At 70.9% G+C, this 25,994-nt stretch carries 19 protein-coding genes, 1 pseudogene and 2 CRISPR repeat arrays; of the genes and pseudogenes, 3 read left to right on the top strand and 17 right to left on the bottom strand.

All coding sequences use genetic code 11. From position 1 onward, the window contains the following. Positions 1-147: 147 nt before the first annotated feature. On the top strand, positions 148-1,671 hold the full coding sequence (locus ACFYW1_RS07035) for an MFS transporter (protein ID WP_388988248.1): 1,524 nt from the start codon (positions 148-150) through the stop codon (positions 1,669-1,671). 117 nt (positions 1,672-1,788) lie between these two features. Further along, positions 1,789-2,547 (top strand): TetR/AcrR family transcriptional regulator, encoded by a 759-nt coding sequence (locus ACFYW1_RS07030; RefSeq protein ID WP_388988245.1) that lies wholly within the window; start codon positions 1,789-1,791, stop codon positions 2,545-2,547. Between the two features lie 63 nt (positions 2,548-2,610). Here the strand turns inward: ACFYW1_RS07030 and ACFYW1_RS07025 are convergent, their stop codons facing one another. The 4 genes from ACFYW1_RS07025 to ACFYW1_RS07010 all read right to left on the bottom strand — a co-directional run bounded on the left by ACFYW1_RS07025 (position 2,611) and on the right by ACFYW1_RS07010 (position 7,250). Then, on the bottom strand, positions 2,611-3,081 hold the full coding sequence (locus ACFYW1_RS07025) for a PPOX class F420-dependent oxidoreductase (protein ID WP_388988242.1): 471 nt from the start codon (positions 3,079-3,081) through the stop codon (positions 2,611-2,613). 91 nt (positions 3,082-3,172) lie between these two features. Continuing rightward, complete coding sequence (locus tag ACFYW1_RS07020) at positions 3,173-3,988, bottom strand: YceI family protein (RefSeq protein WP_388988240.1); 816 nt, start codon at positions 3,986-3,988, stop codon at positions 3,173-3,175. Between the two features lie 185 nt (positions 3,989-4,173). Continuing rightward, positions 4,174-6,705, bottom strand: a complete 2,532-nt coding sequence (locus ACFYW1_RS07015) for an MFS transporter (RefSeq protein ID WP_388988236.1) — start codon at positions 6,703-6,705, stop codon at positions 4,174-4,176. 23 nt (positions 6,706-6,728) lie between these two features. After that, positions 6,729-7,250, bottom strand: a complete 522-nt coding sequence (locus ACFYW1_RS07010) for a MarR family winged helix-turn-helix transcriptional regulator (protein ID WP_388988233.1) — start codon at positions 7,248-7,250, stop codon at positions 6,729-6,731. 415 nt (positions 7,251-7,665) lie between these two features. On the opposite strand from ACFYW1_RS07010, the gene ACFYW1_RS07005 reads away from it, so the two are divergent. Next, positions 7,666-7,875, top strand: coding sequence for a hypothetical protein (locus ACFYW1_RS07005; protein ID WP_148837043.1), 210 nt, complete (start codon positions 7,666-7,668; stop codon positions 7,873-7,875). 102 nt (positions 7,876-7,977) lie between these two features. Here the strand turns inward: ACFYW1_RS07005 and ACFYW1_RS07000 are convergent, their stop codons facing one another. The 13 genes and pseudogenes from ACFYW1_RS07000 to ACFYW1_RS06940 all read right to left on the bottom strand — a co-directional run. Then, entirely contained in the window at positions 7,978-8,766 is a 789-nt protein-coding gene (locus ACFYW1_RS07000; protein ID WP_388988229.1) for a hypothetical protein, read from the bottom strand. Between the two features lie 67 nt (positions 8,767-8,833). Next, positions 8,834-9,697, bottom strand: a complete 864-nt coding sequence (locus ACFYW1_RS06995) for an RNA polymerase sigma factor SigF (protein WP_388988226.1) — start codon at positions 9,695-9,697, stop codon at positions 8,834-8,836. Positions 9,698-9,932: 235 nt separating this feature from the next. Continuing rightward, positions 9,933-10,814 carry an RNA polymerase sigma factor SigF gene (locus tag ACFYW1_RS06990; RefSeq protein WP_388988223.1) on the bottom strand — a complete coding sequence of 294 codons (882 nt, stop codon included), beginning with the start codon at positions 10,812-10,814 and terminating at the stop codon, positions 9,933-9,935. Between the two features lie 333 nt (positions 10,815-11,147). Then, positions 11,148-11,441 (bottom strand): Dabb family protein, encoded by a 294-nt coding sequence (locus ACFYW1_RS06985; RefSeq protein ID WP_283852888.1) that lies wholly within the window; start codon positions 11,439-11,441, stop codon positions 11,148-11,150. A gap of 8 nt (positions 11,442-11,449) precedes the next feature. Then, positions 11,450-11,614: a hypothetical protein gene (locus ACFYW1_RS06980; protein ID WP_388988218.1), complete on the bottom strand. Its 165-nt coding sequence runs from the start codon at positions 11,612-11,614 to the stop codon at positions 11,450-11,452. A gap of 479 nt (positions 11,615-12,093) precedes the next feature. Beyond that, positions 12,094-13,227: direct repeats of the CRISPR family, unit length 29 nt; unit sequence GGGAACACCCCCGCACGCGCGGGGACCAC. A 147-nt stretch (positions 13,228-13,374) separates the two neighbouring features. Further along, the gene (gene cas2e / locus ACFYW1_RS06975) at positions 13,375-13,737 is read right to left on the bottom strand and encodes a type I-E CRISPR-associated endoribonuclease Cas2e (RefSeq protein ID WP_388988215.1); all 363 of its coding nucleotides are present in this window, start codon (positions 13,735-13,737) and stop codon (positions 13,375-13,377) included. After that, positions 13,734-14,693: a type I-E CRISPR-associated endonuclease Cas1e gene (cas1e, locus tag ACFYW1_RS06970; RefSeq protein WP_388988212.1), complete on the bottom strand. Its 960-nt coding sequence runs from the start codon at positions 14,691-14,693 to the stop codon at positions 13,734-13,736. The genes cas2e and cas1e overlap by 4 nt, the downstream gene beginning before the upstream one ends. Continuing rightward, positions 14,690-15,415, bottom strand: a complete 726-nt coding sequence (gene cas6e / locus ACFYW1_RS06965; protein WP_388988209.1) for a type I-E CRISPR-associated protein Cas6/Cse3/CasE — start codon at positions 15,413-15,415, stop codon at positions 14,690-14,692. The genes cas1e and cas6e overlap by 4 nt, the downstream gene beginning before the upstream one ends. After that, positions 15,415-16,146, bottom strand: coding sequence for a type I-E CRISPR-associated protein Cas5/CasD (gene cas5e / locus ACFYW1_RS06960; RefSeq protein WP_388988206.1), 732 nt, complete (start codon positions 16,144-16,146; stop codon positions 15,415-15,417). The genes cas6e and cas5e overlap by 1 nt, the downstream gene beginning before the upstream one ends. Beyond that, positions 16,143-17,384: a type I-E CRISPR-associated protein Cas7/Cse4/CasC gene (cas7e, locus tag ACFYW1_RS06955; protein WP_388988203.1), complete on the bottom strand. Its 1,242-nt coding sequence runs from the start codon at positions 17,382-17,384 to the stop codon at positions 16,143-16,145. The genes cas5e and cas7e overlap by 4 nt, the downstream gene beginning before the upstream one ends. Before the next feature lie 103 nt (positions 17,385-17,487). Beyond that, a complete protein-coding gene (gene casB, locus ACFYW1_RS06950) occupies positions 17,488-18,234 on the bottom strand; it encodes a type I-E CRISPR-associated protein Cse2/CasB (RefSeq protein ID WP_388988200.1) in 747 nt (248 codons plus the stop codon). After that, positions 18,231-22,916, bottom strand: coding sequence for a type I-E CRISPR-associated protein Cse1/CasA (gene casA, locus ACFYW1_RS06945; RefSeq protein WP_388988197.1), 4,686 nt, complete (start codon positions 22,914-22,916; stop codon positions 18,231-18,233). Before casA ends, casB begins: the two co-directional genes overlap by 4 nt. A gap of 266 nt (positions 22,917-23,182) precedes the next feature. Next, positions 23,183-25,582: direct repeats of the CRISPR family, unit length 21 nt; unit sequence CCCCGCACGCGCGGGGACCAC. A gap of 191 nt (positions 25,583-25,773) precedes the next feature. Beyond that, positions 25,774-25,994: pseudogene (locus tag ACFYW1_RS06940) on the bottom strand (pyridine nucleotide-disulfide oxidoreductase); the annotation flags it as partial.

Below are 25,994 nucleotides of genomic sequence, written 5' to 3'. Positions count from 1 at the left end.
CCCCCCCCCCCCCCCCCCCCCCCCCCCCCCCGCCGCGTCGCGTACCCGCACGGAGTCGCGTCCCTCTGCGTTGTACACCGTACGAGAACTCTTGTACGGTGTATGTCGACCATCACTTGTACGCCGTACAGGAAAGCGGGGAACCGTATGACGGCGACTGCTGCAGAACAGAGCCCCCTCTCGGCGCCGAGCCATCCGCAGCGCTGGCTGATCCTCGGCGTCATCTGTCTGGCCCAGCTCACCGTGCTGCTGGACAACACCGTCCTCAACGTCGCGATCCCCTCCCTCACCCGGGAGCTGAAGGCGTCCACCGCCGATGTGCAGTGGATGATCAACGCCTACTCGCTCGTCCAGTCGGGCCTGCTGCTCACGGCGGGCAGCTCCGCCGACCGCTACGGGCGCAAGAAGATGCTCATCACGGGGCTCGCCCTGTTCGGCATCGGTTCACTGGCGGCCGGACTGTCCCAGTCGTCCGGGCAGCTGATCGCGGCCCGCGCCGGCATGGGCGTCGGCGGCGCGCTGCTGATGACCACGACCCTGGCCGTCGTCGTGCAGGTCTTCGACGACAGCGAGCGGGTCAAGGCGATCGGCATCTGGTCGACCGTCAGCTCGCTCGGCTTCGCCGTCGGGCCGCTGGTCGGCGGGGTGATGCTCGACCACTTCTGGTGGGGCGCGATCTTCCTGATCAACATTCCGGTCGCGGTCCTCGGACTGGTGGCCGTCGCGCGGCTGGTCCCGGAGACCAGGAACCCCAGCGGCGACCGGCCCGACCTGCTCGGCGCGCTGCTGTCCACCATCGGCATGGCGGCCACCGTGTACGCGATCATCTCCGGCCCGGAGCACGGCTGGACGTCGGGCCGGGTGCTGCTGACCGCCGCCGTCGGCATCGTCTTCGTCGCCGCCTTCGTGCTGTGGGAGCTGCGCATCCCGCACCCGATGCTGGACATGCACTTCTTCCGCAACGAGAAGTTCGTCGGGGCGGTCGCGGGCGCGATCCTCGTCGCCTTCGGGATGGGCGGTTCGCTCTTCCTGCTGACCCAGCAGCTCCAGTTCGTCCTCGGCCACGGGCCGCTGGAGGCCGGGCTGCGCACCGCCCCGCTGGCGCTGAGCGTCATCGCCCTCAACCTCACCGGTCTGGGCGCCAGGCTGGTGCCCAGGCTGGGCACGCCGGTCACGATCGCGGCCGGGATGAGCCTGCTGGCCGCGGGCCTGGCCGCCGTCGCGCTGCTCGGCGGCAACGGTTACGGCGGCATGCTGTTCGGCCTGGTCGTGATGGGGGCGGGCATCGCGCTCGCCATGCCCGCCATGGCCAACGCGATCATGAGTGCCATTCCGCCGGAGAAGGCGGGCGTGGGCGCCGGGGTCAACGGCACCCTCGCCGAGTTCGGCAACGGGCTGGGCGTGGCCGTGCTCGGTGCGGTCCTCAACTCCCGGTTCGGGGCCCTCGTCCCGGCCACCGTGGGGACCGCGTCGCTGCCCGTGGCGCTCGCCTCGGCCGCCGACGACGGCGAACGGGCGCGGATCACGGACGCCTTCGCCTCGGGGCTGGAGGCCAGCCAGCTCGTCGGGGCGGCCGCGGTGCTGGCCGGCGGCCTGCTCGCGGCCCTGCTCCTGCGCCGCGCGGAGCGGGCGGAAGCCGTTCGGGGAGCCGCGGCCGGTACCGCGGCATAGCATCGTGCCGGGGCGTGCGGGTCCTGCCGCAGGTCCGCCGCGTGCGCCTGAGCACGCGGCGGAACCGTCCCGGAGGCAGGGTTCCGCCCCCACGGGCAAGACGAGGAGAGTTACGTCATGGTGTCCGCGACCGGTCGTGTGAAGAACCCCGCCAGGCCCAGCGTGTGGCTGGACCGGCCGGCACCCTCACGCACCCGCAGGACGGACCAGCAGCCCGGCCTCGACCGGGACAGGATCACCGCGGCCTCGGTCCGGCTGCTGGACGCCGAGGGCCTCGCCAAGTTCTCCATGCGCCGGCTCGCCGCCGAGCTGAACGTCACGGCGATGTCCCTCTACTGGTACGTGGACAACAAGGACGACCTGCTGGAGCTGGCCCTCGACGCGGCCTTCGGCGAACTGCCGCCCCCCAGCGAGGACGCGCCCTGGCAGGACCGGCTGCGCGAACTGGCGACCGAGTACCGCAGCCTGCTGGTCCGGCACGTCTGGGTGTCCACGCTCGCCGGGCACTACCTCAACATCGGCCCGCACGCGCTGCTGATGTCGCACTCCGTCCAGGACGTGATCCGGGCGACGGGCCTGCCGCCGGAACGCCGCCCCGGCGCGCTCTCCGCGGTCTTCCAGTTCGTGTACGGATTCGGCACCATCGAGGGCCACTTCGCCCAGCGCAGCGCGGCCGCGGGCATGACCCAGCAGGAGTACTACCGGTACGCGCTGGGGACCGTCCGGGACCAGCCGCAGGCGAACCAGATCATGGAGTCCGCACAGGAGCTGATGGAGGCCGGGGGCGGCGACACGGTCGAGGAGATCCGCGACCGCGACTTCGCCGTCGCCCTGGACCTGCTCGTCGCGGGCATCGAGGCGCTCCGGGACCGGTAGCGGCCCCGGGCACCAGGGCGCACGGCCTTCGGCCCCCGTACGCGGGCCCCGGACGGACGGCCGTCAGTCGCCGGACGCCGGGCGGGCCGGGAAACCCCCGGTGGCGACCGGACCCCAGCGCTCCGGAGTGATCCGGATGATCGACTTGCCCTGCTCGACCATCGCCGTCCGGTACTCGTCCCAGTCCGGGTGCTCACCGGAGATGTTGCGGAAGTACTCGACGAGCGGCTCGACCGACTCCGGCGCGTCGATCACCTCCGCCACCCCGTCGATCTGAACCCACGGACCGTTCCACTCGTCCGACAGCACGATCACGCTGACCCGCGGATCCCGCTTCGCGTTGCGGGTCTTGGCCCGCTCGGGGTAGGTCGAGACGACGATCCGGCCCGAGTCGTCGACACCGCAGGTCAGCGGGGAGCCCTGCGGACGGCCGTCGGCCCGGGCGGTCAGCAGGATCGCCCGGTGCCGGGGCCGTACGAAGGCGAGCAACCCGTCGAGTTCCACGGTCGTGTTCGTCGCGATGTTCGGTGCCATGTCCGCAGATTACGACGGCGGGGTCCGCCCCGCAGGGCACCGCGTCCGGCACTCCGCGCGGCACTTCGGGCGGGCCGGGCCCCGGCCCGGATCACGACGACGGGGAATCGCCCTGCACGGCCTGGATGTCGAGGTCCACCCGCAGCGTCGTGCCGATCGCCGAGATGCCCGCCCGCACCACCTGGTTGTAGTTCATCGCGAAGTCCTCGCGGTGCAGCTCCGCCGTCGCGCTGAAGGCCGCGCGCACCCCGCCCCACGGGTCCGGGCCGGTGCCCAGGTAGCTCAGGTGCAGATCCACCGGGCGCACCACGCCGTGCAGCGACAGTTCACCGTGGACCAGCCAGCGGTCGGGACCGACCGGGGACAGCCCGTTCGAGCGGTACGTGATCTCCGGGAACCGGTCCACGTCCAGGAAGTCCGGCGAACGCAGGTGCTTGTCCCGCATGCCGTTGCCGGTGTCGATGCTGGCCGCGCCGATCACGGCCTCCACCCGGGACTGCTCGACGTCCTTCGAGATCTCGATCCGGCCGCTGAACTCGGTGAACCGGCCGCGCACGCTGGAGATCCCCAGGTGCTGCGCCGACGCCCCCACCGAGGAGTGCGCCGGGTCCAGCGACCAGGTGCCCGGCGGCGGCAGCTCCACGCCGCCCTGGCGGGCCAGCACCACCGTGCCGGCCTCGACCCGGCCGCTCGCCGTGACGAGGGCGGTGGAGGCGGCGGGGGCGTACCCGATCGCCGTGACGATCACCGTGTACGCGCCGGCCTGGAAGGGGGTGTCGGTCCGTACCGCCCCGTCCTCGTCGGCCGTGGCCCGCAGCACCTGCGCGCCGGTCATGTCGGTGACCGTCACGACCGCGTGCTGGACGGCCCAGCCGTCCCGCGTCCGTACCTGTGCGCGAAGTCCCATGCGTTCTCTCCCTGCTCTTCCTGCTCGCCTTGCCGGTTCTGCTCGTCCTGCTCGGTGCCCCCATGAGTCGGGCCCCGGGGCGGGGACGGCAGGCCGTCCCCTGCCTGCCGTCCCCGCCACCGGGGCCCATTTCCGCCCGCGGGTGCGGCGCCTCCGCTCGAAGCGCCGCCCCCGCCGGAGGTCCGTTACTCGCCGGGGTGGGCGAGTTCGATGTCGTGGCCGTCGACCCCGTGACCGGCCACGGTCAGCGCGCCGGCCACCGGCGGGTAGCCGGTCGCGACGACCGAGTACTCGCCCGCGTCCAGGTCGGCGAAGGCGTACGCCCCGTCCTCCCCGGTCGTCGCGGTGGCGACCACATTGCCTGCCGCGTCCACCAATGTCACCCGTGCGTCCGCGAGCGGCTGCCGGGCGGCACCGGCCCGCACGACGCCCCGCACCAGGGCGCCGGACCGCAGCGCGGCCTCGATCCGGGTGACGCCCTGGCCGCCGATCTCCACAGGCAGGGCCAGCGGGCGGAACCCGGCGGCGTTCACCGCGACGGTCACCGAACCGGGCACCAGCTCCCCGAAGGCGAACTCGCCGCTCTCGCCGGACGCGCCGGTGGCCAGTACGTCGCCGCGCACGTCGGTCACGATGACCATGGCGCCCCGGACCGGCTCGGCGGTCTCCGCGGTCCGCACGGTTCCGGCCAGCCCGCTCGTGCCGGAGAGCAGGATGTCGAACGCGACCGGCTCGTCGCCGACGACCACGGTGGACGCCTGCGGCTGGAAGCCGTCGGCGGACGCGATCAGGACGTAGCTGCCGGAGCCCGGCGCGTCCAGCTCGTAGCCGCCGTCGGGCCGGGCGACGGAACGTCCCAGCTGCCGGCCGGCCAGCGAGATCAGCGTGACGGCGGCACCCGCCAGGGGCGCGCCCTCGGCGCCGCGGACCACACCGCGCACGGCTGTGCCGCGCAGGGTGGCGACCGGTGCCTCCAGGGTGTCGGCCGGGGCGCCCCCGGCCGATTCGACGGCGGTGACGGCCGGGGCCCCGACCGCGGCGACGGGGACCGTGTCCGTGACAGCGGCCTCGACGGCGGTGGCCTCGACGGCGGTGGCTTCGACGGCGGTGGCTTCGACGGCGGGGGTCTCGCTCACCGTGTTCGACTTCAGCGCGACCTCCTTGATGAAGATCGTGATCAGGAAGGCGACCAGCGCGGCTGGAGCGGCGTACAGGAAGACGTCGCCGACCCCGTGCCCGTAGGCGCTCTCCACGACCGTGCGGAACGGCTCGGGCAGCTTGTCCAGGTCGGGGATGCCCCCGCCGCCGGTACCGCCGTGGCCCATGGCCGCGCCCTGGGGACCGAGGTCGGCCAGGCCGTCCTTGACGTAGTGGGTGACGCGGTTGGCCATGACGGCGCCCAGCGCCGAGACCCCGATCGCACCGCCGAGGGAACGGAAGAAGGTGACGACGGAACTGGCGGCACCGAGATCGGACGGGTCGACCTGGTTCTGCGTGGCGAGCACCAGGTTCTGCATCATCATGCCGATGCCGAGACCCATCACGGCCATGTAGACCGCGATGTGCCAGTACTCCGTGTCGTACCGGATGGTGCCCAGCAGCCCGAGCCCGGCGGTGACCAGGAAGCCGCCGCTGACCAGCCAGGCCTTCCAGCGGCCGGTCTTGGTGATGATCTGGCCCGAGACGGTCGAGGAGATGAACAGACCCGCGATCATCGGGATCGTCAGGACACCGGACATCGTCGGCGACTCGCCGCGAGCCAGCTGGAAGTACTGGCTGAAGAAGACGGTGCCGGCGAACATCGCGATGCCGACGAACAGCGAGGCCAGCGAGGCCAGCGTGATGGTGCGGTTGCGGAAGAGGCGCAGCGGGATGATCGGCTCGCTGGCCCGGGTCTCGACGGCGACGAAGACCGCGCCGAGGAGGACGGAACCGACGACCATCACGGCGGTCTGCCAGGACAGCCAGTCGTACTTGTCACCCGCGAAGGTCACCCAGACGAGCAGCAGCGACACGGCGGCGCTGATGAAGAACGCGCCCCACCAGTCGACCTTGACCTCGCGCTTCACGACCGGGAGCTTCAGCGTCTTCTGGAGCACGATCAGCGCGATGACGGCGAACGGCACACCGACGTAGAAGCACCAGCGCCAGCCCATCCAGCTGGTGTCGGTGATGACACCGCCGAGCAGCGGGCCGCCGACGGTGGCGACGGCGAACACCGCACCGATGTAACCGCTGTAACGACCGCGCTCGCGCGGGGCGATCATCGCCGCCATCACGATCTGCGCCAGGGCGGAGAGACCGCCGACGCCGATGCCCTGGATCACGCGGCAGGCGATCAGCATGCCGCTGCTGGTCGACAGACCGGCCACGACCGAGCCCGCGACGTAGATGACGAGGGCTATCTGGACCAGCAGCTTCTTGCTGAACAGGTCGGCGAGCTTGCCCCACAGGGGGGTGGTGGCGGTCATCGCCAGCAGCGAGGCCGTGACGACCCAGGTGTAGGCGCTCTGGCCGCCACCGAGGTCGGAGATGATCTCCGGAAGGGCGTTGGAGACGACCGTCGACGACAGGATCGCGACGAACATGCCGAGCATCAGCCCGGCCAGGGCCTCCATGATCTGCCGGTGTGTCATCGGCGCGCCGGACGAGGGATCGGGTGACCCCCCGTGCTTGGCGTGGCCGCCCCGCACACCGGTGGGTGTGGTCGTAGCCATTGAGTTCCTTGTCTTTGCTTCTGTTACACGGGTGTACGGGTGTGCACGTCGTTGTCGCCGTCGGCCTGCCGGGAACGGCAGTCGCCGCCGTGCTTTCCGGGGCCGCACCCACCGGGGCCGCGACAGACGAAGCTGTCGCGCAACCGGGCCAACAGCGTGTTGAGCTGTCCGACCTCGTCGTCGGACCAGTCGGAGAGGTTGTGGGCGAACATCTCGGTGGTCCGCCGGTTCAGATCGCCGAGGACGGTGATTCCGTCGGGGGTCAGCCGCAGGATGCGGGACCGCCTGTCCGCCGGGTCGGGAGACCTCTCGATCCAGCCACGCTCGGCCACATGGGCGACATGACGGCTGGTCACCGACATGTCGACGTCCAGCAGCTCGGCGAGCCGGCTGATCCGCATCTCGCCGTGCTGGTGGAGAAGGGCCAGCACGACGGCGGAGCCCCCCGGGCAGTCGGCGGGCAGGCTGCGGGCGAGACCTCGCTTGACGGCCCCCACGGCGCTCAGCTGCCGGGCCAGTTCTTCGTACTGACTCCGTGCGGCCACGGGACCCCCCAGACATCTCATCAGTTCATGTTGTTGCTTAGGGCAACCATATGAGCCATTGGTTGCTACAGGCAAACGAAAAGGGGCTTGCAGAAGTAAAGGAACGCAAAAGGCTCCGTAGGGTGCGAGTCAAAGGCGCAGCGTGCGGGGGCCGCCCTGGGGCGGATGTGTCTCGCGTCACGGGCGGGGTCCGTGGGGCGGGCGCGAAGGGCGGCCGGGACGGTGGCCCGGGACGCGATCGCGGAGGCCCGCGGGGGCTTCCGTCGCCGGTTTCCGGTGCCCGGTGTCCGGGGCATGATCGCGGAGGCTTCCGTACCGGTTTCCGGGGGTTCCGCTCCGGCCGTCGGGCCCGGCTCCGGCCCTTCGCCGACCCGGGGGTTGGGCGGTTGTGCCGAGTTCGCTAGGGTCCTGGCCCATGGCACACAACCCCCACGCCCCGCAGGGCCCCGAGGGCAATCACGACCCGGCCGGCAGCACCCAGATGTTCCGCGCCTTCGTCGACGAGGGCGAGCCGCAGCGCCGGCAGCAGCCGGCCGCGTCGTCCGGACCGAAGGTCGGGGTGATCGCCGCCGTCGTCGCGGTGGTCGTCGTCCTCGGCGCGGTCGCCTGGCTCGCGCTCGGCTGACCGGAGCGGGACCGCTCCACCGACCGCCGGGTGATCACCCCGATCACCGCGGCCGCCGCATGATCACCGCGGCCGCCGTCCGTCCCCGTCCGTCCCCACCCGTCACTCCGATACGGCGGTGACCTCCCTGGTCTCGACATGCATCCCCAGGGGCACCCGCCAGGCGTCCACGCAGACGGTGTACGTCCCCGTCCGTGCCGCTCCCGCGTCGATCGGCACGGGCAGCGGCCCGGTCGACTCGACGGTCCCCCAGTCGATCCCCAGCCCGCCGATGATGTGCGTGGCGAAGGTGACCGTCCCCGAGCGTGCCGGAGACCCTCCGGTGTTCCGGAACTCCACGGTCACCTTCTCGCACCAGCGCTCGTCCGCCGCCGCCCGCACGGGGGTGCCCACCGTGAGCACGGCGGGCCCCGCCGGGGTGGTGGCCCCGGGGCCGGGGCGCGAGGGGGACGCGGACCCGCCCCCGGATCCCGGCGTACCGGGTGTGCCGGGCGGCCGGGAGGGCCCGCCGCCCGCCCCGCCCGTACCGTCCTCCGTACCGCTCCCTGCCCCGCCCTCCGGCCCGCTGCCCGGCGCCGACGGTCCCGGGGTGGCCCCGGGGCTCCCGGGGCGCTTCCCGCCCCTCCGCTCGTCCCGGCCACCGTCCCGGTCGCGTCCCGCGGCGCGGCCGTCCCGGTCCAGCGGGACCAGAGTCACCTTCCCCGACGGCGCCACCGCTCCGGCCGGACTCCGCCCGGATTCCGCACCGGCCGCGCCGACCGCCGTGTAGCCGTCGCCCGTCGCGCCGCCGCAGCCGGTCAGCGCACCACCCAGCCCCAGACACAGCACGACCGCCGAGGCGGCTGTCACGGTGCCTCGGCGGCCGTTCGAATCGAGCATCTGACGTCGCATCGCGCCAGTGTGGCTGACGGACCGTCAAATCTGAACCCTCGTGCTCCGGTGCGGGAGTCCACGGCGATCAGTCGGCGATGAGTCCTTCCCTGAGCTGGGCGAGCGTACGGGTCAGCAGGCGCGAGACGTGCATCTGCGAGATGCCGACCTCCTCGCCGATCTGCGACTGGGTCATGTTGGCGAAGAACCGCAGCATGATGATCTGGCGCTCGCGCGGCGGCAGCTTGGCCAGCAGCGGCTTCAGCGACTCGCGGTACTCGACGCCCTCCAGCGCCGTGTCCTCGTAGCCGAGCCGGTCCGCGAGGGAGCCCTCGCCGCCGTCGTCCTCGGGGGAGGGGGAGTCCAGCGAGGAGGCGGTGTACGCGTTGCCGACGGCGAGCCCGTCGACCACGTCCTCCTCGGAGACCCCGAGCGCCTTGGCCAGCTCGGGCACGGTCGGCGACCGGTCGAGCTTCTGGGCGAGCTCGTCACTGGTCTTCGTCAGCGCGAGCCGCAGCTCCTGGAGCCGGCGCGGGACGCGCACCGACCACGAGGTGTCGCGGAAGAACCGCTTGATCTCGCCGACGACGGTCGGCATCGCGAACGTCGGGAACTCCACGCCCCGTTCGCAGTCGAACCGGTCGATCGCCTTGATCAGGCCGATCGTGCCGACCTGGACGATGTCCTCCATCGGTTCGTTGCGGCTGCGGAAGCGCGCCGCGGCGTACCGCACCAGCGGGAGGTTGAGCTCGATGAGTGTGTCCCGTACGTAGGCACGCTCCGGGCTGTCCGTTCCGTCGGGGCCGACGGGGCCCAGCGCGGCGAGCCGCAGGAACAGGGAGCGGGACAGAGTGCGGGTGTCGATGGCTTCCGGCGAGCTGGTGAGCGCTGCGGGTGCGGGTTCGTTCTTGGTGAGCGTGAGCACCTTCGAGCTGCCCTGTTCTTCGGACATGCCACCCCCTTGAGGTCGCGGACGGTCGCGTCGAGCCGCGACCATCGGAGGAACGCAGCCTCCACCTGAATACCGGAGGCGAGGCCACGGCAAACGCGGTTCCCGCAGAATGTCACATGTCGGCAACACGCTGTAGTGACAAGTCGACAAGTCTTTGTGGCGTCTGCGCAGTTAACAAGGGGTGCGGCGGAACAGGGCCGCGAGAAACGGACTTTGGCTTCTCTACCCGATCCGGTTATGCCTCGATCCTGTTTGCGGATCGGAGCCGGGCGAAGCTTCTGGCCAACAGCCTTGACACGTGCATCTGGGAGACGCCCAGCTCGGCGCTGATCTGCGACTGCGTCAGGTTGCTGTAGTAGCGCAGCAGGAGGATGCGCTGCTCGCGCTCGGGAAGCTGGACGAGCAGGTGCCTGACGAGATCGCGGTGCTCGACCCCGGCGAGGGCCGGGTCCTCGTAGCCGATCCGGTCCAGCAGCCCGGGCAGCCCGTCACCCTCCTGGGCGGCCTCCAGGGAGGTGGCGTGGTACGAGCGCCCCGCCTCGATGCAGGCGAGCACCTCCTCCTCGGAGATCTTCAGCCGCTCGGCGATCTCGGCGGTGGTGGGGGAGCGGCCGTGGGCGGTCGTCAGGTCCTCGGTGGCCCCGGTGACCTGCACCCAGAGCTCGTGCAGCCGACGGGGCACGTGGACGGTCCGCACGTTGTCGCGGAAGTATCGTTTGATCTCGCCGACGACGGTCGGCATCGCGAACGTCGGGAACTGGACGCCGCGTTCTGGGTCGAACCGGTCGATGGCGTTGATCAGGCCGATCGTGCCGACCTGGACGACGTCCTCCATCGGCTCGTTGCGGCTGCGGAAGCGCGCCGCGGCGTACCGGACGAGGGGCAGGTTCGCCTCGATGAGCGCCGCCCGCACCCGGCCGTGCTCGGGGCTGCCCGGCTCCAGTTCCTTGAGCTGGCCGAAAAGCACCTGTGTGAGGGCCCTGGTGTCGGCCCCCCTGTTCCGTGCGGGCGTCGCCGCTTCACTCCGTTCGACGCAGTCGTCCCGACTGCTCCGGTCGACCTGGCCGCCCTGCCCGGCGTGACCGGACTGACTCGTCTGTGCGGACTGGGGAGGCACTTGAGGCGCTGTACTGGCCGGCACGATGAGGCCACCCCTTTGCGGTCGACTTCGGTCAACTCGTCCATTAAAAGCGGTCATAGCATCACAAGACATGTGCACTGTGTGCAAGCACCGTATAACATCGTGTTGGGGTCAAACTGGTTCAACTTGGTTTAAATGCCAAAAAAGCCCCTCACCGTCATGGTGAGAGGCAATCGAACAGTGGCACTTCGTCAGGAGCGCCAAGCCATCGAACGCATGGGGCCCACCGGCCCCTGCGTTCATCGGGGCCGTGGGTTCATCGGGGCCGTGGAGGCATCCGCCCGCCCGGTTTCGGCCTGTCCGGACCGATCAGAACGGGTAGTCGGCGATCACCCAGGTGGCGAACTCGCGCCACTGCCCGGCGGCGGCCTGGTGGGCGGGGTGCTCGATGTACCGCTTCAGGGCGTCCTCGTCGGCGACCGCGGAGTTGATGGCGAAGTCGTAGGCGATCGGCCGGTCGGTGATGTTCCAGGCGCACTCCCAGAACTCCAGCTCGGGGATCTGCCCCTCCAGGTCACGGAAGGCCTGCGCCCCGGCGACGACCCGCGGGTCGTCCCGCTCGACGCCGTCGTTCAGCTTGAACAGGACCAGATGGCGGATCATGGGTACTCCTACTTCACGAGCTCGGTCATGAAGTCACCGACGCCCTGTGCGGCACTCGAAACGCCCTCGAACCCTACCTGGACCAGGTCGGCGGCCCGCGCCGGGGAGGTGATGATCGTGTACAGCACGAAGACGACTACCACGTAGAGCGCTATCTTCTTCGCTTGCGCCATCAGCCCCTGCCTCCCCTTCGATCCCCTGTGCAGTCGGGCGATTCTATCCGTACGTACGACCGCATCCCCGTGGGGATCGCGCCCACTCACACGGCCTTTAAGGACGAAGGACCCCCCGATCGAGGCCCTTCGTCCGCCCGCCGGCCCCCTTCGAGGGAGCAGGATGGGGAGTGCGCCCGACGGATCCGGCAGGAGCCCGAAGGGCGAGGAACAGGCCCTCACCACGGGACCCCGCCGCGAGATCCCCCCTGACCGCGACGAGCCCCGAGAGCCCGTTCCCCGGGGGAAGCGGCTTGTCCCCCCGATACCGCTTCCCCCGCCAGTCTTTCCCCGCATCAGCGGGGAACCGCGCCGCTGGCCTCGGTCCTGCGACATCTCGGGGTCAACCCCGCGTTCGCGGGGACCACCCACTGTCCCAGGCTTCGGCAAGCGGAACCATGGGACCACTCCTCGGCAGCCGCGCGGAGCATGGTCATGCAGGGACCACCCCCGCACGCGCGGGGACCACGCGGAGCGGCCGACGACGGCCGACATCATCGGGGGAACACCCCCGCACGCGCGGGGACCACCGTGGTACTTCGCGAACGAGGACTGCTCGATGGGGGAACACCCCCGCACGCGCGGGGACCACGGATCACCATGAAGTCCATCAAGCTCCGTCACGGGAACACCCCCGCACGCGCGGGGACCACTCGACCGCGGCGACCAGGGCCTCGACCTGTCCGGGAACACCCCCGCACGCGCGGGGACCACCCGATTTCGTCGAGGATCGGCTCGGCCTCGCGGGGAACACCCCCGCACGCGCGGGGACCACGGCCCGACCCTGGATCGAAGACCCCGCCGGTATGGACGTCCTGGGAACACCCCCGCACGCGCGGGGACCACCAGCTCCTCAACAACGACGATGCCTGGCGCAAGGGAACACCCCCGCACGCGCGGGGACCCCGGGCCTTGTACCCGGCCTTGGGAACACCCCCGCACGCGCGGGGACCACACGGGAATTCAAATACCCCTGCCGCGCTGCGGGGGAACACCCCCGCACGCGCGGGGACCACAGAGTAGACGTCCTCCCAGTAACCCAGGGGGCGGGAACACCCCCGCACGCGCGGGGACCACAAAAATCCCGACCAGCGCCCCGCGCAGCAGCGGGGAACACCCCCGCACGCGCGGGGACCACCGCCCGGAAGGCGGGCGGCCCGTCAGTGCGGGGGGAACACCCCCGCACGCGCGGGGACCACCGGTACGCCCGGTAGCGCCACTGCGGGCGCTGCGTCTCGGGGGGAACACCCCCGCACGCGCGGGGACCACCACCCCGGCGACGAGGAGGCCGAGGGGTGGGCGGGAACACCCCCGCACGCGCGGGGACCACCGGTTGAGCTGGGACAGGAGCACCACGGGGATGGGAACACCCCCGCACGCGCGGGGACCACACCGGATCGGAGGCCCGTTTCGACAACTGACGAGGAACACCCCCGCACGCGCGGGGACCACTACCTAGATCGACTCAGGCCCGGCGGCCGGGAGGGAACACCCCCGCACGCGCGGGGACCACATCGTCGGCTACGAGCGGGCCTTTGAGGACACGGGAACACCCCCGCACGCGCGGGGACCACAGCAACTGACCTGCTGGTTTATGCGCGGCAGAGACCGTTTTTACTTACTTCCTCGGATACCGGCAAAGGTATCTTTCCTCTCTTTTCGGATGCCGGGAATCGGTGCTCGGCTCCGTCCCGCGAGGTCATCGCTTCGTACAGCCGTATCTATCGGCCGCCGTATTTTCTCCGCTTCGACGCCTTGCTCCAGCCCTGGCGGGGTACGCCGGCCGGTTTTTCCGTGGAGCGTGGGGATTTCGGGTTCGGGCGGCGGATCAGGGTGAGGCCCTCGTGGTCGGTGGGGTGCCATGAGTGGTCGTGGGTCTCGAAGGTGTAGCCCTGCTCGTTGTTCGTCTGGTACGCGAGCAGCGCCCGCCCCTCGCCCGCGTACTGGCGGACCTCGTTCCACAGGGCTTCGCGGATGCGTGCCGATGGCGCACCCAGGAAGACCCCCGGGGAAATCTCCAGCAGCCAGCGCGTGAGGAATCCCCGCAGACCGACGGGACAGTTGGTGAGGACGATGACGGTCACCAGATGATCTCGTCCCCGTAGTTGCGACCGCTCTCGACGTGGCGGTCGCCGTCGGACTGGAGGGTGACCCGGTCCTGCGATGTGCCGTCCGCCTCCACCGTGTCACGGGTGCCGTCGTAGCCGAGCAGATCCTTGATGTCCTGGACACAGCGGTCGAGCAGGCCGATCCGGTTGATGTGGTCCCGGAGCATCCGGCGGGTCCGCGTCGCCACGTCCTCCTCCCCCTCGGCCGCCGCGTCGAACGCGACGGGGATCGCGATCTCCGTCCGGTAGAAGTCCGCCACGTCCATGACGAACGAGCGCTCGTGCCCGGAGTGCACGAAACCCAGGCCGGGAGAGCAGCCCAGAGCCGCGATCACGGAGTGCGAGACCCCGTACATGCACTGGGCTGCGGCCGTGATGGCCTGGTTGGGTGCGTCCCCCGCCGAGAAGTCGTCGCGGTGGTACTCACGGCGCCGCCACGGTACGCCCGTACGGGACGCCTCGCGTTTGTAGCAGTCCCTCAACCGCCGCCCTTCCATCCCGAGGAGGTCCTGCCGGGTGCGACCCGCGGTGTCCTCGCCGGGGAAGCGCAGGCGGTACATGGCCCGCGCCACGTCCAGCCGGGTGCGCCGGTTCGCCCAGGCGGCGGCCTGTGCCTCGATCATCCCCGAGGAACGTGTCAGGGCCCGCCCACCCGCGTAGTACCGCACCCCGTGCTCTCCCACCCAGGTCACACCGGCACCGGATTCGCCGAGGAGTGCCATTGCCTGGTGGGTGACACGGGTGCCCGGTCCGAGCAGCAGAGTGCCGATGGTGGCGGACGGAATGTGCGTGATGCCGTCCGCGTCCTCCGCGGTGATCGCGTTGGAATCCCGGTGTACCGTGCAGCGCTCCAGGTAGACGAAGGAGAGCCGGTCCCCGACCCGGGTGAGTTCTCGGGGCGAGGACGCGCCCCTGCGGCCGACCGTGCTCATGCCTTCCCCTGTACCGCAGTCAGGGTCATCAGGCCGCAGCCGTACGCCTTTGCCTTCCCCAGACCGTGGGTGAGCGTGCGGCGGAAGAGAGCCGCGTCCGTGATGCGCAGACGGCCGTCGAAAGTGACCTTCGTGATCTGTACGTCGTTCCTGCCCGCCTTCTCCGGGGCACGACGGAACCTCAGCGGGATCTGGTCGCGGACGAGCAGCTCGTACTCGTCGCCCTCGGGCAGCAGCCGGCGCTCCTCCGGCTTCCGGACGATCTCGAAGCCACCGGTTTCCTCCCGCTTCAGCAGCCAGTTCATCTGGTGACGGGGTGTCTTGTGCGCGGCACGCTTCGTCCGCTCGCCCTCCTTCACGTACTCGTGGCGGATGTTGTGCACGGGATTGGCGGTGAGCCTGAAACCCCAGGTGTCGCCCGGTTGGAGGGCGGTGAGGAAGTCCTCGTACCCGAACGTCGTCCAGCCCGGCTCGTCCGAGGCGGGCCAGCCTGCCTGTTCGACCAGGTGGGTCAGGTCGGGGCGGGTGGGGCTGACGATGTACAGCAGCGTCTCGGACGTGCCGTTGCGGTCCACCCGCCACAGCACCCGGGGACCGGTTCCTTCCCGGGACGGCGGAGTGGGGAAGGACATGTTCACCGCTCCGTGCATGCGGTGCGGTGAACCGAGCAGTTGCCGGGCATCGGATCGTCCGGTGTTCACGCGGAAGCGGGTGAGGTACATCAGGCGGTCCTCGATGTGACGGGCGTGAGGAGATCGGTGGGATCGTGGGGAGGGGGAGACGACTGAGGTGACCCGGCCGTGCCGGGCGCGGGGATCCGGAGCGTCCGGATCCCACGCAGTCCGTATCGCCGGTGCCGCGCGTCGAAGCTCACCGGAAGGTCCCGCAGCGTGAAGTCCGGCCGGACTTCGGGCGGACTGTCCAGCAGTAGATCCAGATGCGCCGCGCCGGATGCCGTCAGGCGTCTCCGGTACCGCTCGGACGCCTCCCACTTCGCCTCGCGCAGGGCTTGCTCCAGGCCCATGTCCAGCGGTTCCCCGATCGTGATGGGCTCTGAGGGCGGGCAGGAACGGCGACCCAGGTACGGCAGGAAGACGGGTTCCAGCAGCGCCTCGTACAGCCGCTGGACGAGCGCCGCCTCGCCACTCACACCCGCGACGAACACGGCGTCCGCCAGATAGAAGCGCTCCGACAGCGGCATCGCCTTGAGCGTGTCGCTGTGGTGCGCCGTCTGGAAGTCCCGCAGCCGGGTGCCGGGCTGATCGATGCGGACGCCGAACTCCAGCGCCGCCAGATCGGAGAGGTCCGCGTCCCGCCTGCGTCCCTGGGACGCGGCGAGGAGCCCGGCGACTCCGCTCTTCGTCGGTGCGTTCTCGGTGGTGCGGCGCACGAAGCGGGCCGCGGACCCCCAGGACTGCAGAGGGCCCGCGAGCCGCATCAGCAGCACGCTCATGCCCCGGACTCCGAAGACGCACCGGTACGGCCGACGGTCGCCGTCTCCGGTTCAAGCCGGGCGACCACGGTGTCCCCCACGGCCGTCAACAGCTCGGACAGGCCCACGTCGGTACCCAGGACGTCGAGCGCGCTCGTCTCGTCGCCCACCCGCAGCACCCAGCCCTGATCGTTCCCGGTGAGTCCGTACCGGCCTTCCAGGTCCGGGGCGAAATCGGCGAGTTTCTTGCAGGCGTTCCGCAGGTAGCCGCCGTTCTCACCCATCGGCACCGGCTGCTCGAAGGCTCCGACATAGCTGACCGGTCGCCGGGAACGGACCTTGACGATCACGGCGGCCGGCAGCGTCTGGTTGCCGAAGGTGTTGATCTTTCCCGTCGGGAGCGAGGTGATGAAGCCTTCGAGGAACGCGGTGACCGCGCGCCGGGTGGGCTCCACCGGCCGGTTCTCGTCGTCCCCACCGGAGCCCAGGTTCTCCTGGAGCCGGTTCACGTCGACTGCCGCGTACCGGTACAGGGTCGCGGAGTTGAACTCGACCGTGCCGATCATCCCGGCGCCCGACTCGTCGTCGGGGTTCCTGTCGTCGACCGCCGTGTAGTAGTCCGACTCGACCTCCACCGGGTGCACGCTCAACGCGTGGGCGACCTGCACCGCCGCGTCCACGTTCAGATCGGCGGAATCCGCGACCATGCGCCCGAACAGTGCGATGTCCACGGAGTGCTCGGTCTTGACGGCCTCCTTGGCGCGGCTCTTGTTCGCCTTGACCCCGAGGAATTCCTTGAGCGCCTTGACGTCACCGCCCTTGCCGCCCTCGACCGTCAGCGCGGCGAGCGCGCCGAACTGCCGGTCACTGAGGAACATGAGGTACCCGGATTCCCCGGCGAGGTCCTCGGCGTCGGCGTCCTTGCTCTTGCGCTTGGGTGCGGTGATCTTCGAGCCCGTCGCCGTGGAGACCGTCTCGGTGGCCAGCTCCCGCGCGGCGGCGAGTGTCAGCGACGGATCGAGTGCCTGGACGCGTCCCGCGAGTTCCTCGACCACCTTCTTGGTACGGACGCCCAGCTCCGACTTGTCGAGCAACTCGTCGAACGCCTTGCGCGTGGCCCGCTTCCACGCCTGGCTGGACACCCGGGAACGCCGCACACCGCCGTACGTCGCCGACTTCGGCGCCCCCGTGTCGTCGCGGTTCAGATTGCTCGGCGGGACGGTCTGGAGGATGTGGATGTCGAGAATCGTCCTGGTCACGTGCTTTCAAGTCCTCTGTTCGGTAGGGCGGTACGGATGGCGGGAGCGGTTCGTCGAAGTGACGGTGGAAACACGGAAGAGATGGCGAAGACGACCGTGGGACTCACTCCCCGGCGGCGTACCCGGCATACGTGCCGTCGTCGTCCGCACCCAACGTCGGGTCGATCGCGTCGCCCTTCTCGGCGGCCGATGCCTTTTTCCTGGCGGCCAGGTGGAACTCGCGCCCCCACTCGCGCTGCACGCCGGCGCGTGCGCTGCGGTCCTGCCACCGGTAGAGCTGACCGGCCAGGCGCGCGTAGTCGAGGGGCAGCGGCTCGGGCACGGTACGCAGGAGCATCACGATCTCCCTGAGCCGCACGGCGACGGACTGGAACGACTCGGCCGTACCGACCCTGACCAGGCGCTTGCGCAGGGTGGACTCCTCCTCGTCCGCCCGCTCCGGTTCCTTCAACCGGATCAACGCGCGGACCGCACCGCCGAGGTCCTTCCCCCTGGTGTGCGTGTTCTGGTCACGGCGGGACTGCTGGTGCAGCGCCCACAACGTCGAGGCGAGGAAGACTGCCTCCTCGGCGTCCTTCCGGCGGTCGAAGTCCGTTCTTCCCTCCAGCAGTTCGGAGAGATTCTCCAGAGCGCCGATCCCCCACAGGTCCTGGACCTCATGCGCTCTCTTTCCCGCGCCACGCCGCAGCCGGGCCAGTTCCGACACGGCCGTCGACTCGTCCTTGAGATACCGGGGTTGGATCCGTGCGATGTACGTGTGCGTCGCGCGCTCGACCAGTTCGCGGACCGTTGGTTCGTCCGGTCCGCCCTTGCCGCCGACGCGATCGGGTTGCGTCGAGGTGGTGCTCATGTGGTTCCTTCCGAAGGGTTGGCGTCGGGGCGAGGGCCGTCGGAGGGAGGCCCGGAGGGTGGCTTCGGCAGCACCTTGTTGATCCGGGTCCGGAACCACAGGTCCGCCCGCGAGCTGTCGACCCAGCGTTTGCCGACCCCGGGAACCTCCACCACACGTCCCTCAGCCGCCGCCCGCCCCGCGCTGTCGAGCAGTTCGCGGCCGAGGGCGAGGACGATTCGGCGGGCGTCGGCCTGCCACGCGGTACGTGCGGCGATCGGGTCCGAGGTCTCCCCAAGGCTCACCACCCAGTGCCGGTACGGCCCGTCGAGTGCCCCGAACCCCAGGTCGCGCGCGGTGTCCGTGGCCGGGCCGGGCGGCGCCCCCGTCGCGCGGGCGAGGTTCCCCGCCAGATGCCCCAGCGCCGACACGGCCCGCTCGGCGTCCGTGACCGCGTCCACCGCCGCCGCACCGTGCAGCGGACGGTGCTCGTGCAGCAGCACGACCGGCAGGGTGATGCCGTCGTCCACCACCTCGTCCACCACGGACTGCTGCGTTCCGTACACCGCGCCGACGAGCCGGGTCCGGAACAGAGCCTTCTCCGGCAGAACACCATCGCTCGGGTTGGAGAGCATGGCCAGCCACTTCACCACCCCGGGCGGCTTGCTCTCATCCGTTCCCCGCCCCGATGTCTCGCCGTCCGACTTCTGCGCGTACAGCAGGCTCGCCAGCCCTCGCCAGGCGGCCCGGCCCGGATCGTGCTGACGCGGAAGGTAGACCAGCGGCCGCCCCAGTTTCTTCTCCTGTGCCCGGCTGCGCCGCCATCCGGTCATGGGCTCCGTCTTCCACCGGTTGGCGGGCGCGAGCGCGTCGCCGTAACCGAGTACGACCCCCGTCACGTCATCGCCTTCGGTGTGCAGGAGCAGCCGGCGCGACTGCCAGGTGTAGAGGTCGCGCGGACCGGCGGGGCGGGGGACGGACGGGTCGTCCTCCAGCACCCCGGGGCCGGGCGGATGCTCGCGGCGCCAGACCGGCAGGTCAGCGGCCGGGTCCGCGATGAATTCCACGATGCCTTCCCCGGTCGGGATCAGGTTCAGCAGCAGCGTCTCGCGCAGTGTGTGCCCCTCGGCGTGGACGCCGCCGAGCCCACCCACCCATCCGACGCCCTGGGGATAGACCTTCCCGCCCTTGGCCCGGTCGTCGCCCTCCATCCCTGACTTGATGCCGGACGAGTCGTAGGCATGGGTGTGGACCAGCCACCGGGCCGCCTCGGCCGGGCTCAGCCGGTCCACCCCGGGCCGACGCATCGAGAAGAACGCCTCCCCGTTCGGAACGTCGGCGACGATCCGGTTCAGCGAGGCGACCTCGTGCTTCGCCGTGTGCAATCCGGCGACCTGGAAGAACGGGCGCTCGGGGTGGAACAGGTCGAAGCGCTCGCGGTGACGGTCGAGGTAGTCCGCAACGACGGCGAAGGACTTCTCGTCGTGCCACAGCTCCTCCCAGTCCTCCAACTCCGCCGGAGCACCGGACCTCTTGCGGCTTCCGGACTTCCCGCCCTCCGCCTCGTCGAACGCGTCGTACAGGATCGCGAGCAGCAGCCGCAGCAGGGCGAACTCCTGGGTGGGCAGATCACCCACCAGCCGCCGCAGCGTGTGGGCCTGGGCGAAGACCTCCGCCAGTGACAGCTCGTCCGTCGTGCCGTCGTCGCGCTGCACGGGCAGCCAGGGTCGGGAGACCAAGTCGTAGGAAGGCACCATCGGTTCGAGCCCCTCTGTTCCGCTTGCTCTGCGCGTGCTGCTTGTTCTGCGCGTGCCGACGGAACCCACCCGGAGTCCGTCATCGGCGCTGTAGTGGATCTCCAAGCCTGACAGGCGGGTCTGACAATGCTCGTCGAGCACGAGCAGCAACTCGCCCGCCAGCCACGGGCACTCCTTCACCTGCCAGGCCGGAACGACGAATCGCTCCAGCTCGGAGATGGTCCGGTCGATCATGCCCTGGTGCGTCAGGACGCGGGGCAGCGTCAGCGCGCTCGCGGCGACCGCCTCGGCGGCCCGGCGCACCGGCGGCGTGTGCTCCGGAAGATCCAGCCCACCGCGCCCGTCCCCGAGCCAGCCCACCGTGGTCAGTCGGCCGTCCTCCCGGCGCTGGACGACGAGCACCTCCAGGGTTTCCTCGCTGTCCCGTACCTGGGCCAGCCCGGCGCGGCTGTCGTCGGCGTCACCGGCGTTGCCGTCCAGCCAGCCGATCACCGCCCGCCCGGCCCGCCGGACCGGGGAGAGCCGGAACGCGTCCGCGCTCACCCGCTTCTCGGTGAGCTTCTTCAGATACTCCCGTCGGGCGATGGCCAACGCGGACGCCCAGTCCTCGGGGCCGACCGGACGGTCGTCGTAGGCGGCCTGCACGAGCGGACTGATGTGGTCCGGCAGCACCAGCGGGGTCCCGTCGAAATGCGGACCGAGTACCGCCAGCGCACGCAGCAGGGTGTGCTTCCCCTGGTACACGGCGATCGAGCCATCCACCGGAGCAGGCGGTTCAGCGCTCCAGTCGGACCCCCCCGTCACCAGGCAGCGCGCCTTCACCAGCAGCGGCGGACGGGTACGGGGATGGCGGTGCAGCCGCCCCATGCGCTGAAGCATCAGGTCCACGGGGGCCAGGTCGGTGACCAGGAGGTCGAAGTCGATGTCGAGCGACTGCTCGACGACCTGGCTGGCCACGACGATGTGCGGCCCGGTCGGCCGGTCGCCGCCGGGGCCGAACCGTTCGCGCAGTTCGGTGTCCTTGCGCGCCCGGTCGGCGGCGAGGAACCGGGAGTGGGCGACGGTCACGGCCTGCGCGCCGAAGCGCTCCCGCAGGTGCTCGGCGGCCTCCAGCACCCGGTCGACGGTGTTGCGCACGACCAGCGCGCATCCCCCGTCCCGCAGCTCGCTCTCCAGCCGTCCCACCAGCGCCGGGAGGTCGTCGTCGAGCCGTTCCACCAACACCTCGGTATGGCGCCCCGAGGCGGGCTCGGGCCGCGCGGTGCGGACGACGCCACCGGGCGCGACCGCGGTGATCAACGGGTAGGCGTCATCGGGCAGATGCAGCGCTTCGGCCAGCTCGACCGTCTCCCCACCGGCATACGCCGCGGCCAACTCCCGCCGCCTCGATGCCGGCAGGGTCGCGGAAAGCATCACCACCGGCACCCGGTAGGCGGCCAGCCACTCCAGTACCCGGTCGAGATAGGTGTTCATGTACGCGTCGTAGGCATGTACTTCGTCGATCACCACGACCTTGCCCGCGACGGCCAGATGCCGCAGCGCCAGATGCCGGCTCTTGAGCCCGGCGAAGAGCACCTGGTCGATGGTCCCCACCGCGAAGGAGGAGAGCAGCGCCTTCTTCCGTCCGCGCAGCCATTGATGGGCGTGGAGCCCGGCCGGGTGGGTGAGATCGGCGCAGCCTGGATCGGACAGCTTGTCCTCGCTGTCCAGCTCCACGGCGGCGATCGTGCGGCTTCCCTCCTTCAACATCCCGGCCCACACCTCGTTGAGCGCGGCCTTGGCATGGGCGAGGACGACGGACCGCGGCCCGTCCGCGGGCAGCCGCTTCAGCCAGCCGAGCAGCCGGGGGAACATGGCGTCCCCGGTGGCCCGGGTCGGCAGCGCGACCAGACAGCCCCCCGCGCCGGTACGGGCCGCCAGAATCTCCGCCGCCGCGAACGCCGCCTCGGTCTTGCCCTCGCCCATCGGCGCCTCGATGATCAGCAGCCCGGCGGCGGGCATGCTCCGCGCCATCCGTACGGCTTCCTCCTGCACGGGCCTGATCCGGGCACCGTCGGGCAGCTCGAAGCGCTCCCGGAAAAGCTCCTCCGCACTTCCCTCCGGTTCCTCCGGCCGCCACGGTCCCGGCAGATCCAGCCCCTCCCAGGCGGCATCGAGCCGCCGGGCCTCGCCGTCCTTCCCGTCCAGCGACGACCAGGACGAGGCGTCATACGGGAACAGCTCGGACGAGCTGGCGATCCAGTCGGAGACGATCACGAGCGCCGTCAGCACCACCTGGACGGGCTGCGGCAGCCGCACGGCCTGCCACTGGGCGAGCCGCCCCTCCACCCCGGCCCGCCGCGCACACGCGTCCAGCAACTCGTACTGCACCGAACGCCAGACGGCCTCGCTGTCCCCTTGAGTACGCAACAGCTGCGGATGCAGCCCGAGGTCATGGATTTGCTGGTGGTCCGGCGGCGTCCCGTGATGCCCGCCGGCCACGATGGCGAACTGCGCCGAGGCCCGCCCGCTCCACCCGAACCGCTCACCCAGCCACTCCTGTATGAGCAACTGCCCGGCCAGCCCGTGCGGAGCCATCCGACGGTCTTTGCCGAACTGCTTCTGGTCCGGCATGTCGAGCCCAGCCCGCCGCATCCGGTGGGCAAGCCCGTCCACCTGGCATGCAAAAGCGGGCGTGGCCTTACCGATATCGTGCGAACACGCCAGAAATACGGCCAACTGTCGGGCGCCCCCCGCGCCTTCCGGAAGCGACTCCGCGATGAGTGCTTTCACGTTCTCCGGCACCCACACGTCCCACAACCGCCCGGCGACAGCGGCACTGTCCGCCATGTGCCGCCACAGCGGGAGCCACTCCTCTGTCACCCGATCGTGCTTGCCCCAGGCCGTGCGAGCTGCGGGGGACAACTCGACGTAGGCGGTGAGGACTTCGGGGTGATCATGGCGCATGGGTGTATTTGACATGAGTGGATGCCGTTCATGTGTCGGATTCCGAAATGGATCAAGATTGATCGATTCTGATCGAGCTGGGGCTTTGGGTGGTCGGCTCTTTGTCCACAGGTTGAGGGCCGGGGCGTCAGGGATGTATAGGGCAGACACCTGGTCATTCGCGAGGCGCGGCCGGAAACCGGTCGTGGGCATTACGAGGACTCCTTGCCGGACTTGCTGAGGTCCCAGGGCCGCCACACCGAACTGGATGGGCCGGGTCTGGGATCGCCCGCATGCACGGGGACCACCACCTGGCCCACTGGTTCCTCGCGCGAGAGCAGGGACCAACCCCGCGTGCGCGGGGACCATACGACGTCCATGAGGTGCGCGACGGTGAACGGGGGACCAACCCCGCGTGCGCGGGGACCACACGGGAACGGATGGGACACCCACTGCTTAGGGGGGACCAACCCCGCGTGCGCGGGGACCACACGTCGTGGTGATCGATGTGCCTGGCCTCGTCGGGACCAACCCCGCGTGCGCGGGGACCACGTGGCCGCGCTGGCCCTCCCCGAGGACCAGTGGGGACCAACCCCGCGTGCGCGGGGACCACACGGTCGACGTCGCGACCGGCCAAGTCGTCCAGGGACCAACCCCGCGTGCGCGGGGACCACGTATCTCACTCGCGCCCGAACTCGCCGCCCAGGGGACCAACCCGGCGTGCGCGGGGACCACGGACCCTCTCGACCTCGGCCCGCATCCGCGGGGGGACCAACCCCGCGTGCGCGGGGACCACACCGGCCTTGAATGCCGCCTGGGCGTACAGGAGGGACCAACCCCGCGTGCGCGGGGACCACCGGACTCGGGCATGATGCAGCCGGCCCAGTCGGGGACCAACCCCGCGTGCGCGGGGACCACGAGGATCAGGTCGGTGTGGAAGTCCTCCGGCAGGGACCAACCCCGCACGCGCGGGGACCACACTTCCTTGTCGAGGAACTTCAGGGCGTCCTGGGGACCACCCCCGCACGCGCGGGGACCACGGCGCACAGGCGACCGCAGACAGGCGGAGCAAGGGACCACCCCCGCACGCGCGGGGACCACCGCCGGAACGGACCTCGCACAGCTCCGCCACGGGGACCACCCCCGCACGCGCGGGGACCACCCCGCCGCCCCAGGGCGCACCGCCGTCCTCCGGGGACCACCCCCGCACGCGCGGGGACCACCTCCGGGCCGACTGGAAGTCTTCGAGCTGAGCGGGACCACCCCCGCACGCGCGGGGACCACGTCGGGACCCTTGTCCGGTGTGTTCTATGGGTAGGACCACCCCCGCACGCGCGGGGACCACAAGCGCGGCCGCGGCCGCAACTCGATGGTGCCGGGACCACCCCCGCACGCGCGGGGACCACCCCCGGAAACACCGAGCCTGCCCTACGTGCTGGGGACCACCCCCGCACGCGCGGGGACCACGCGCCTCGGAAACCGCGGCCTCAACGTCCCGAGGGACCACCCCCGCACGCGCGGGGACCACCGTGCAGTTTGGCCGGCGGACCCGGCCCGCGGAGGACCACCCCCGCACGCGCGGGGACCACGACGCGCTCTTCGACGGCGAGGACGCCGCCGAGGGACCACCCCCGCACGCGCGGGGACCACCTGGCGTGTGCCCACGGCGGGCGCACCGGGCCGGGACCACCCCCGCACGCGCGGGGACCACGAAGTCGTCGGCGGCGAGACCGAGTTCACGGAGGGACCACCCCCGCACGCGCGGGGACCACGTGCACTCGCCCACGGTCGCCGGATCATGATCGGGACCACCCCCGCACGCGCGGGGACCACGTGCACTCGCCCACGGTCGCCGGATCATGATCGGGACCACCCCCGCACGCGCGGGGACCACATATCCGGCCAAGCTGCCTCCGTGGACGGCGTGGGACCACCCCCGCACGCGCGGGGACCACCTGCTGGCGGTCGGCTTCGGCGCGGGCGATGAGGGACCACCCCCGCACGCGCGGGGACCACGTGTGGTCCTTCTTGAACTCCTCGGCAGTCTTGGGACCACCCCCGCACGCGCGGGGACCACTTCCCGCCCGACATGATGACCGTGCTGCCCGAGGGACCACCCCCGCACGCGCGGGGACCACCCGTTGTTCACCGACGTCTACGGCCTGCGCGGGGGACCACCCCCGCACGCGCGGGGACCACCACAGCGGTCCCTCACAGGTGTGCGCGTACGGGGGACCACCCCCGCACGCGCGGGGACCACCAGGTCGCTGGCAGGAAACCGGGCGACTTCGTGGGACCACCCCCGCACGCGCGGGGACCACCGGCTGAGCGAGGGCCGGTCAGGTCATCAGCGGGGACCACCCCCGCACGCGCGGGGACCACGGGGTCAACGCCTTAGCCACGTTCTTCCTGTTGGGACCACCCCCGCACGCGCGGGGACCACGTGGATCAGTGCCGGTCAAACCCGCCGTACTGGGGACCACCCCCGCACGCGCGGGGACCACTCGGTAAGTCCCTTTTTGTGCGCTGGCATGATGGGACCACCCCCGCACGCGCGGGGACCACAGCCGCCCATGCTTCCCCAGGTACAGAACGCGGGGACCACCCCCGCACGCGCGGGGACCACCCCGTACGGGTCATCAAGAGCCTGACCGTTTCGGGACCACCCCCGCACGCGCGGGGACCACAGCAACTGACCTGCTGGTTTATGTCGGGCAGAGGCTGTTTTTACTTACTTCTTGAAAATCCGGCAAACGGGGTGCTTTCGCTCTAAGTGGAGCATGTAGGGCACTCCTGGGTGACTCCATGCCCCCACCTCCACCAGGCAGGCAGTAGCTTCCCGCCGACGCATCCGCCCCGTGAGCGTAGTTCACCTGGCTCACTCCGTGCCCCCGGTTGGCAGGTCCCGTGCCGTGTAGTAGGCCCGGAGTGCGGCTTCGCTGCCGGAGCCGAGGGCGGTCTGGATGCGTTGGTAGTGGGCCGAGCGGAGGTCGCCGGCCACGATGAGGTGGGGGTGCTGGGTGGCGGGGGGGGGGGGGGGGGGGGGGGCGGGGCGGGGGGGGTGGCGGACCCGGTAAGCGGGTGGGGAAGTCGGAGCGG

It is taken from the genome of Streptomyces sp. NPDC002669 (assembly GCF_042889165.1).
Lineage (GTDB): Bacteria > Actinomycetota > Actinomycetes > Streptomycetales > Streptomycetaceae > Streptomyces.
This window is presented reverse-complemented; position numbering and strand designations above follow the sequence as displayed.

What these genes read in the sequence shown, in the direction of transcription:
- ACFYW1_RS06995 (WP_388988226.1), bottom strand. Translation starts at nt 9,697, where the DNA reads ATGTCCGAAGAACAGGGCAGCTCGAAGGTGCTCACGCTCACCAAGAAC.
- casB (WP_388988200.1), bottom strand. Translation starts at nt 18,234, where the DNA reads ATGAGCACCACCTCGACGCAACCCGATCGCGTCGGCGGCAAGGGCGGA.
- ACFYW1_RS07000 (WP_388988229.1), bottom strand. Translation starts at nt 8,766, where the DNA reads ATGCGACGTCAGATGCTCGATTCGAACGGCCGCCGAGGCACCGTGACA.
- ACFYW1_RS07030 (WP_388988245.1), top strand. Translation starts at nt 1,789, where the DNA reads ATGGTGTCCGCGACCGGTCGTGTGAAGAACCCCGCCAGGCCCAGCGTG.
- ACFYW1_RS06985 (WP_283852888.1), bottom strand. Translation starts at nt 11,441, where the DNA reads ATGATCCGCCATCTGGTCCTGTTCAAGCTGAACGACGGCGTCGAGCGG.
- cas5e (WP_388988206.1), bottom strand. Translation starts at nt 16,146, where the DNA reads ATGAGCGTGCTGCTGATGCGGCTCGCGGGCCCTCTGCAGTCCTGGGGG.
- ACFYW1_RS07015 (WP_388988236.1), bottom strand. Translation starts at nt 6,705, where the DNA reads ATGGCTACGACCACACCCACCGGTGTGCGGGGCGGCCACGCCAAGCAC.
- cas1e (WP_388988212.1), bottom strand. Translation starts at nt 14,693, where the DNA reads ATGAGCACGGTCGGCCGCAGGGGCGCGTCCTCGCCCCGAGAACTCACC.
- ACFYW1_RS06980 (WP_388988218.1), bottom strand. Translation starts at nt 11,614, where the DNA reads ATGGCGCAAGCGAAGAAGATAGCGCTCTACGTGGTAGTCGTCTTCGTG.
- ACFYW1_RS07025 (WP_388988242.1), bottom strand. Translation starts at nt 3,081, where the DNA reads ATGGCACCGAACATCGCGACGAACACGACCGTGGAACTCGACGGGTTG.
- ACFYW1_RS07005 (WP_148837043.1), top strand. Translation starts at nt 7,666, where the DNA reads ATGGCACACAACCCCCACGCCCCGCAGGGCCCCGAGGGCAATCACGAC.
- casA (WP_388988197.1), bottom strand. Translation starts at nt 22,916, where the DNA reads ATGCGCCATGATCACCCCGAAGTCCTCACCGCCTACGTCGAGTTGTCC.
- ACFYW1_RS07035 (WP_388988248.1), top strand. Translation starts at nt 148, where the DNA reads ATGACGGCGACTGCTGCAGAACAGAGCCCCCTCTCGGCGCCGAGCCAT.
- cas6e (WP_388988209.1), bottom strand. Translation starts at nt 15,415, where the DNA reads ATGTACCTCACCCGCTTCCGCGTGAACACCGGACGATCCGATGCCCGG.
- ACFYW1_RS07020 (WP_388988240.1), bottom strand. Translation starts at nt 3,988, where the DNA reads ATGGGACTTCGCGCACAGGTACGGACGCGGGACGGCTGGGCCGTCCAG.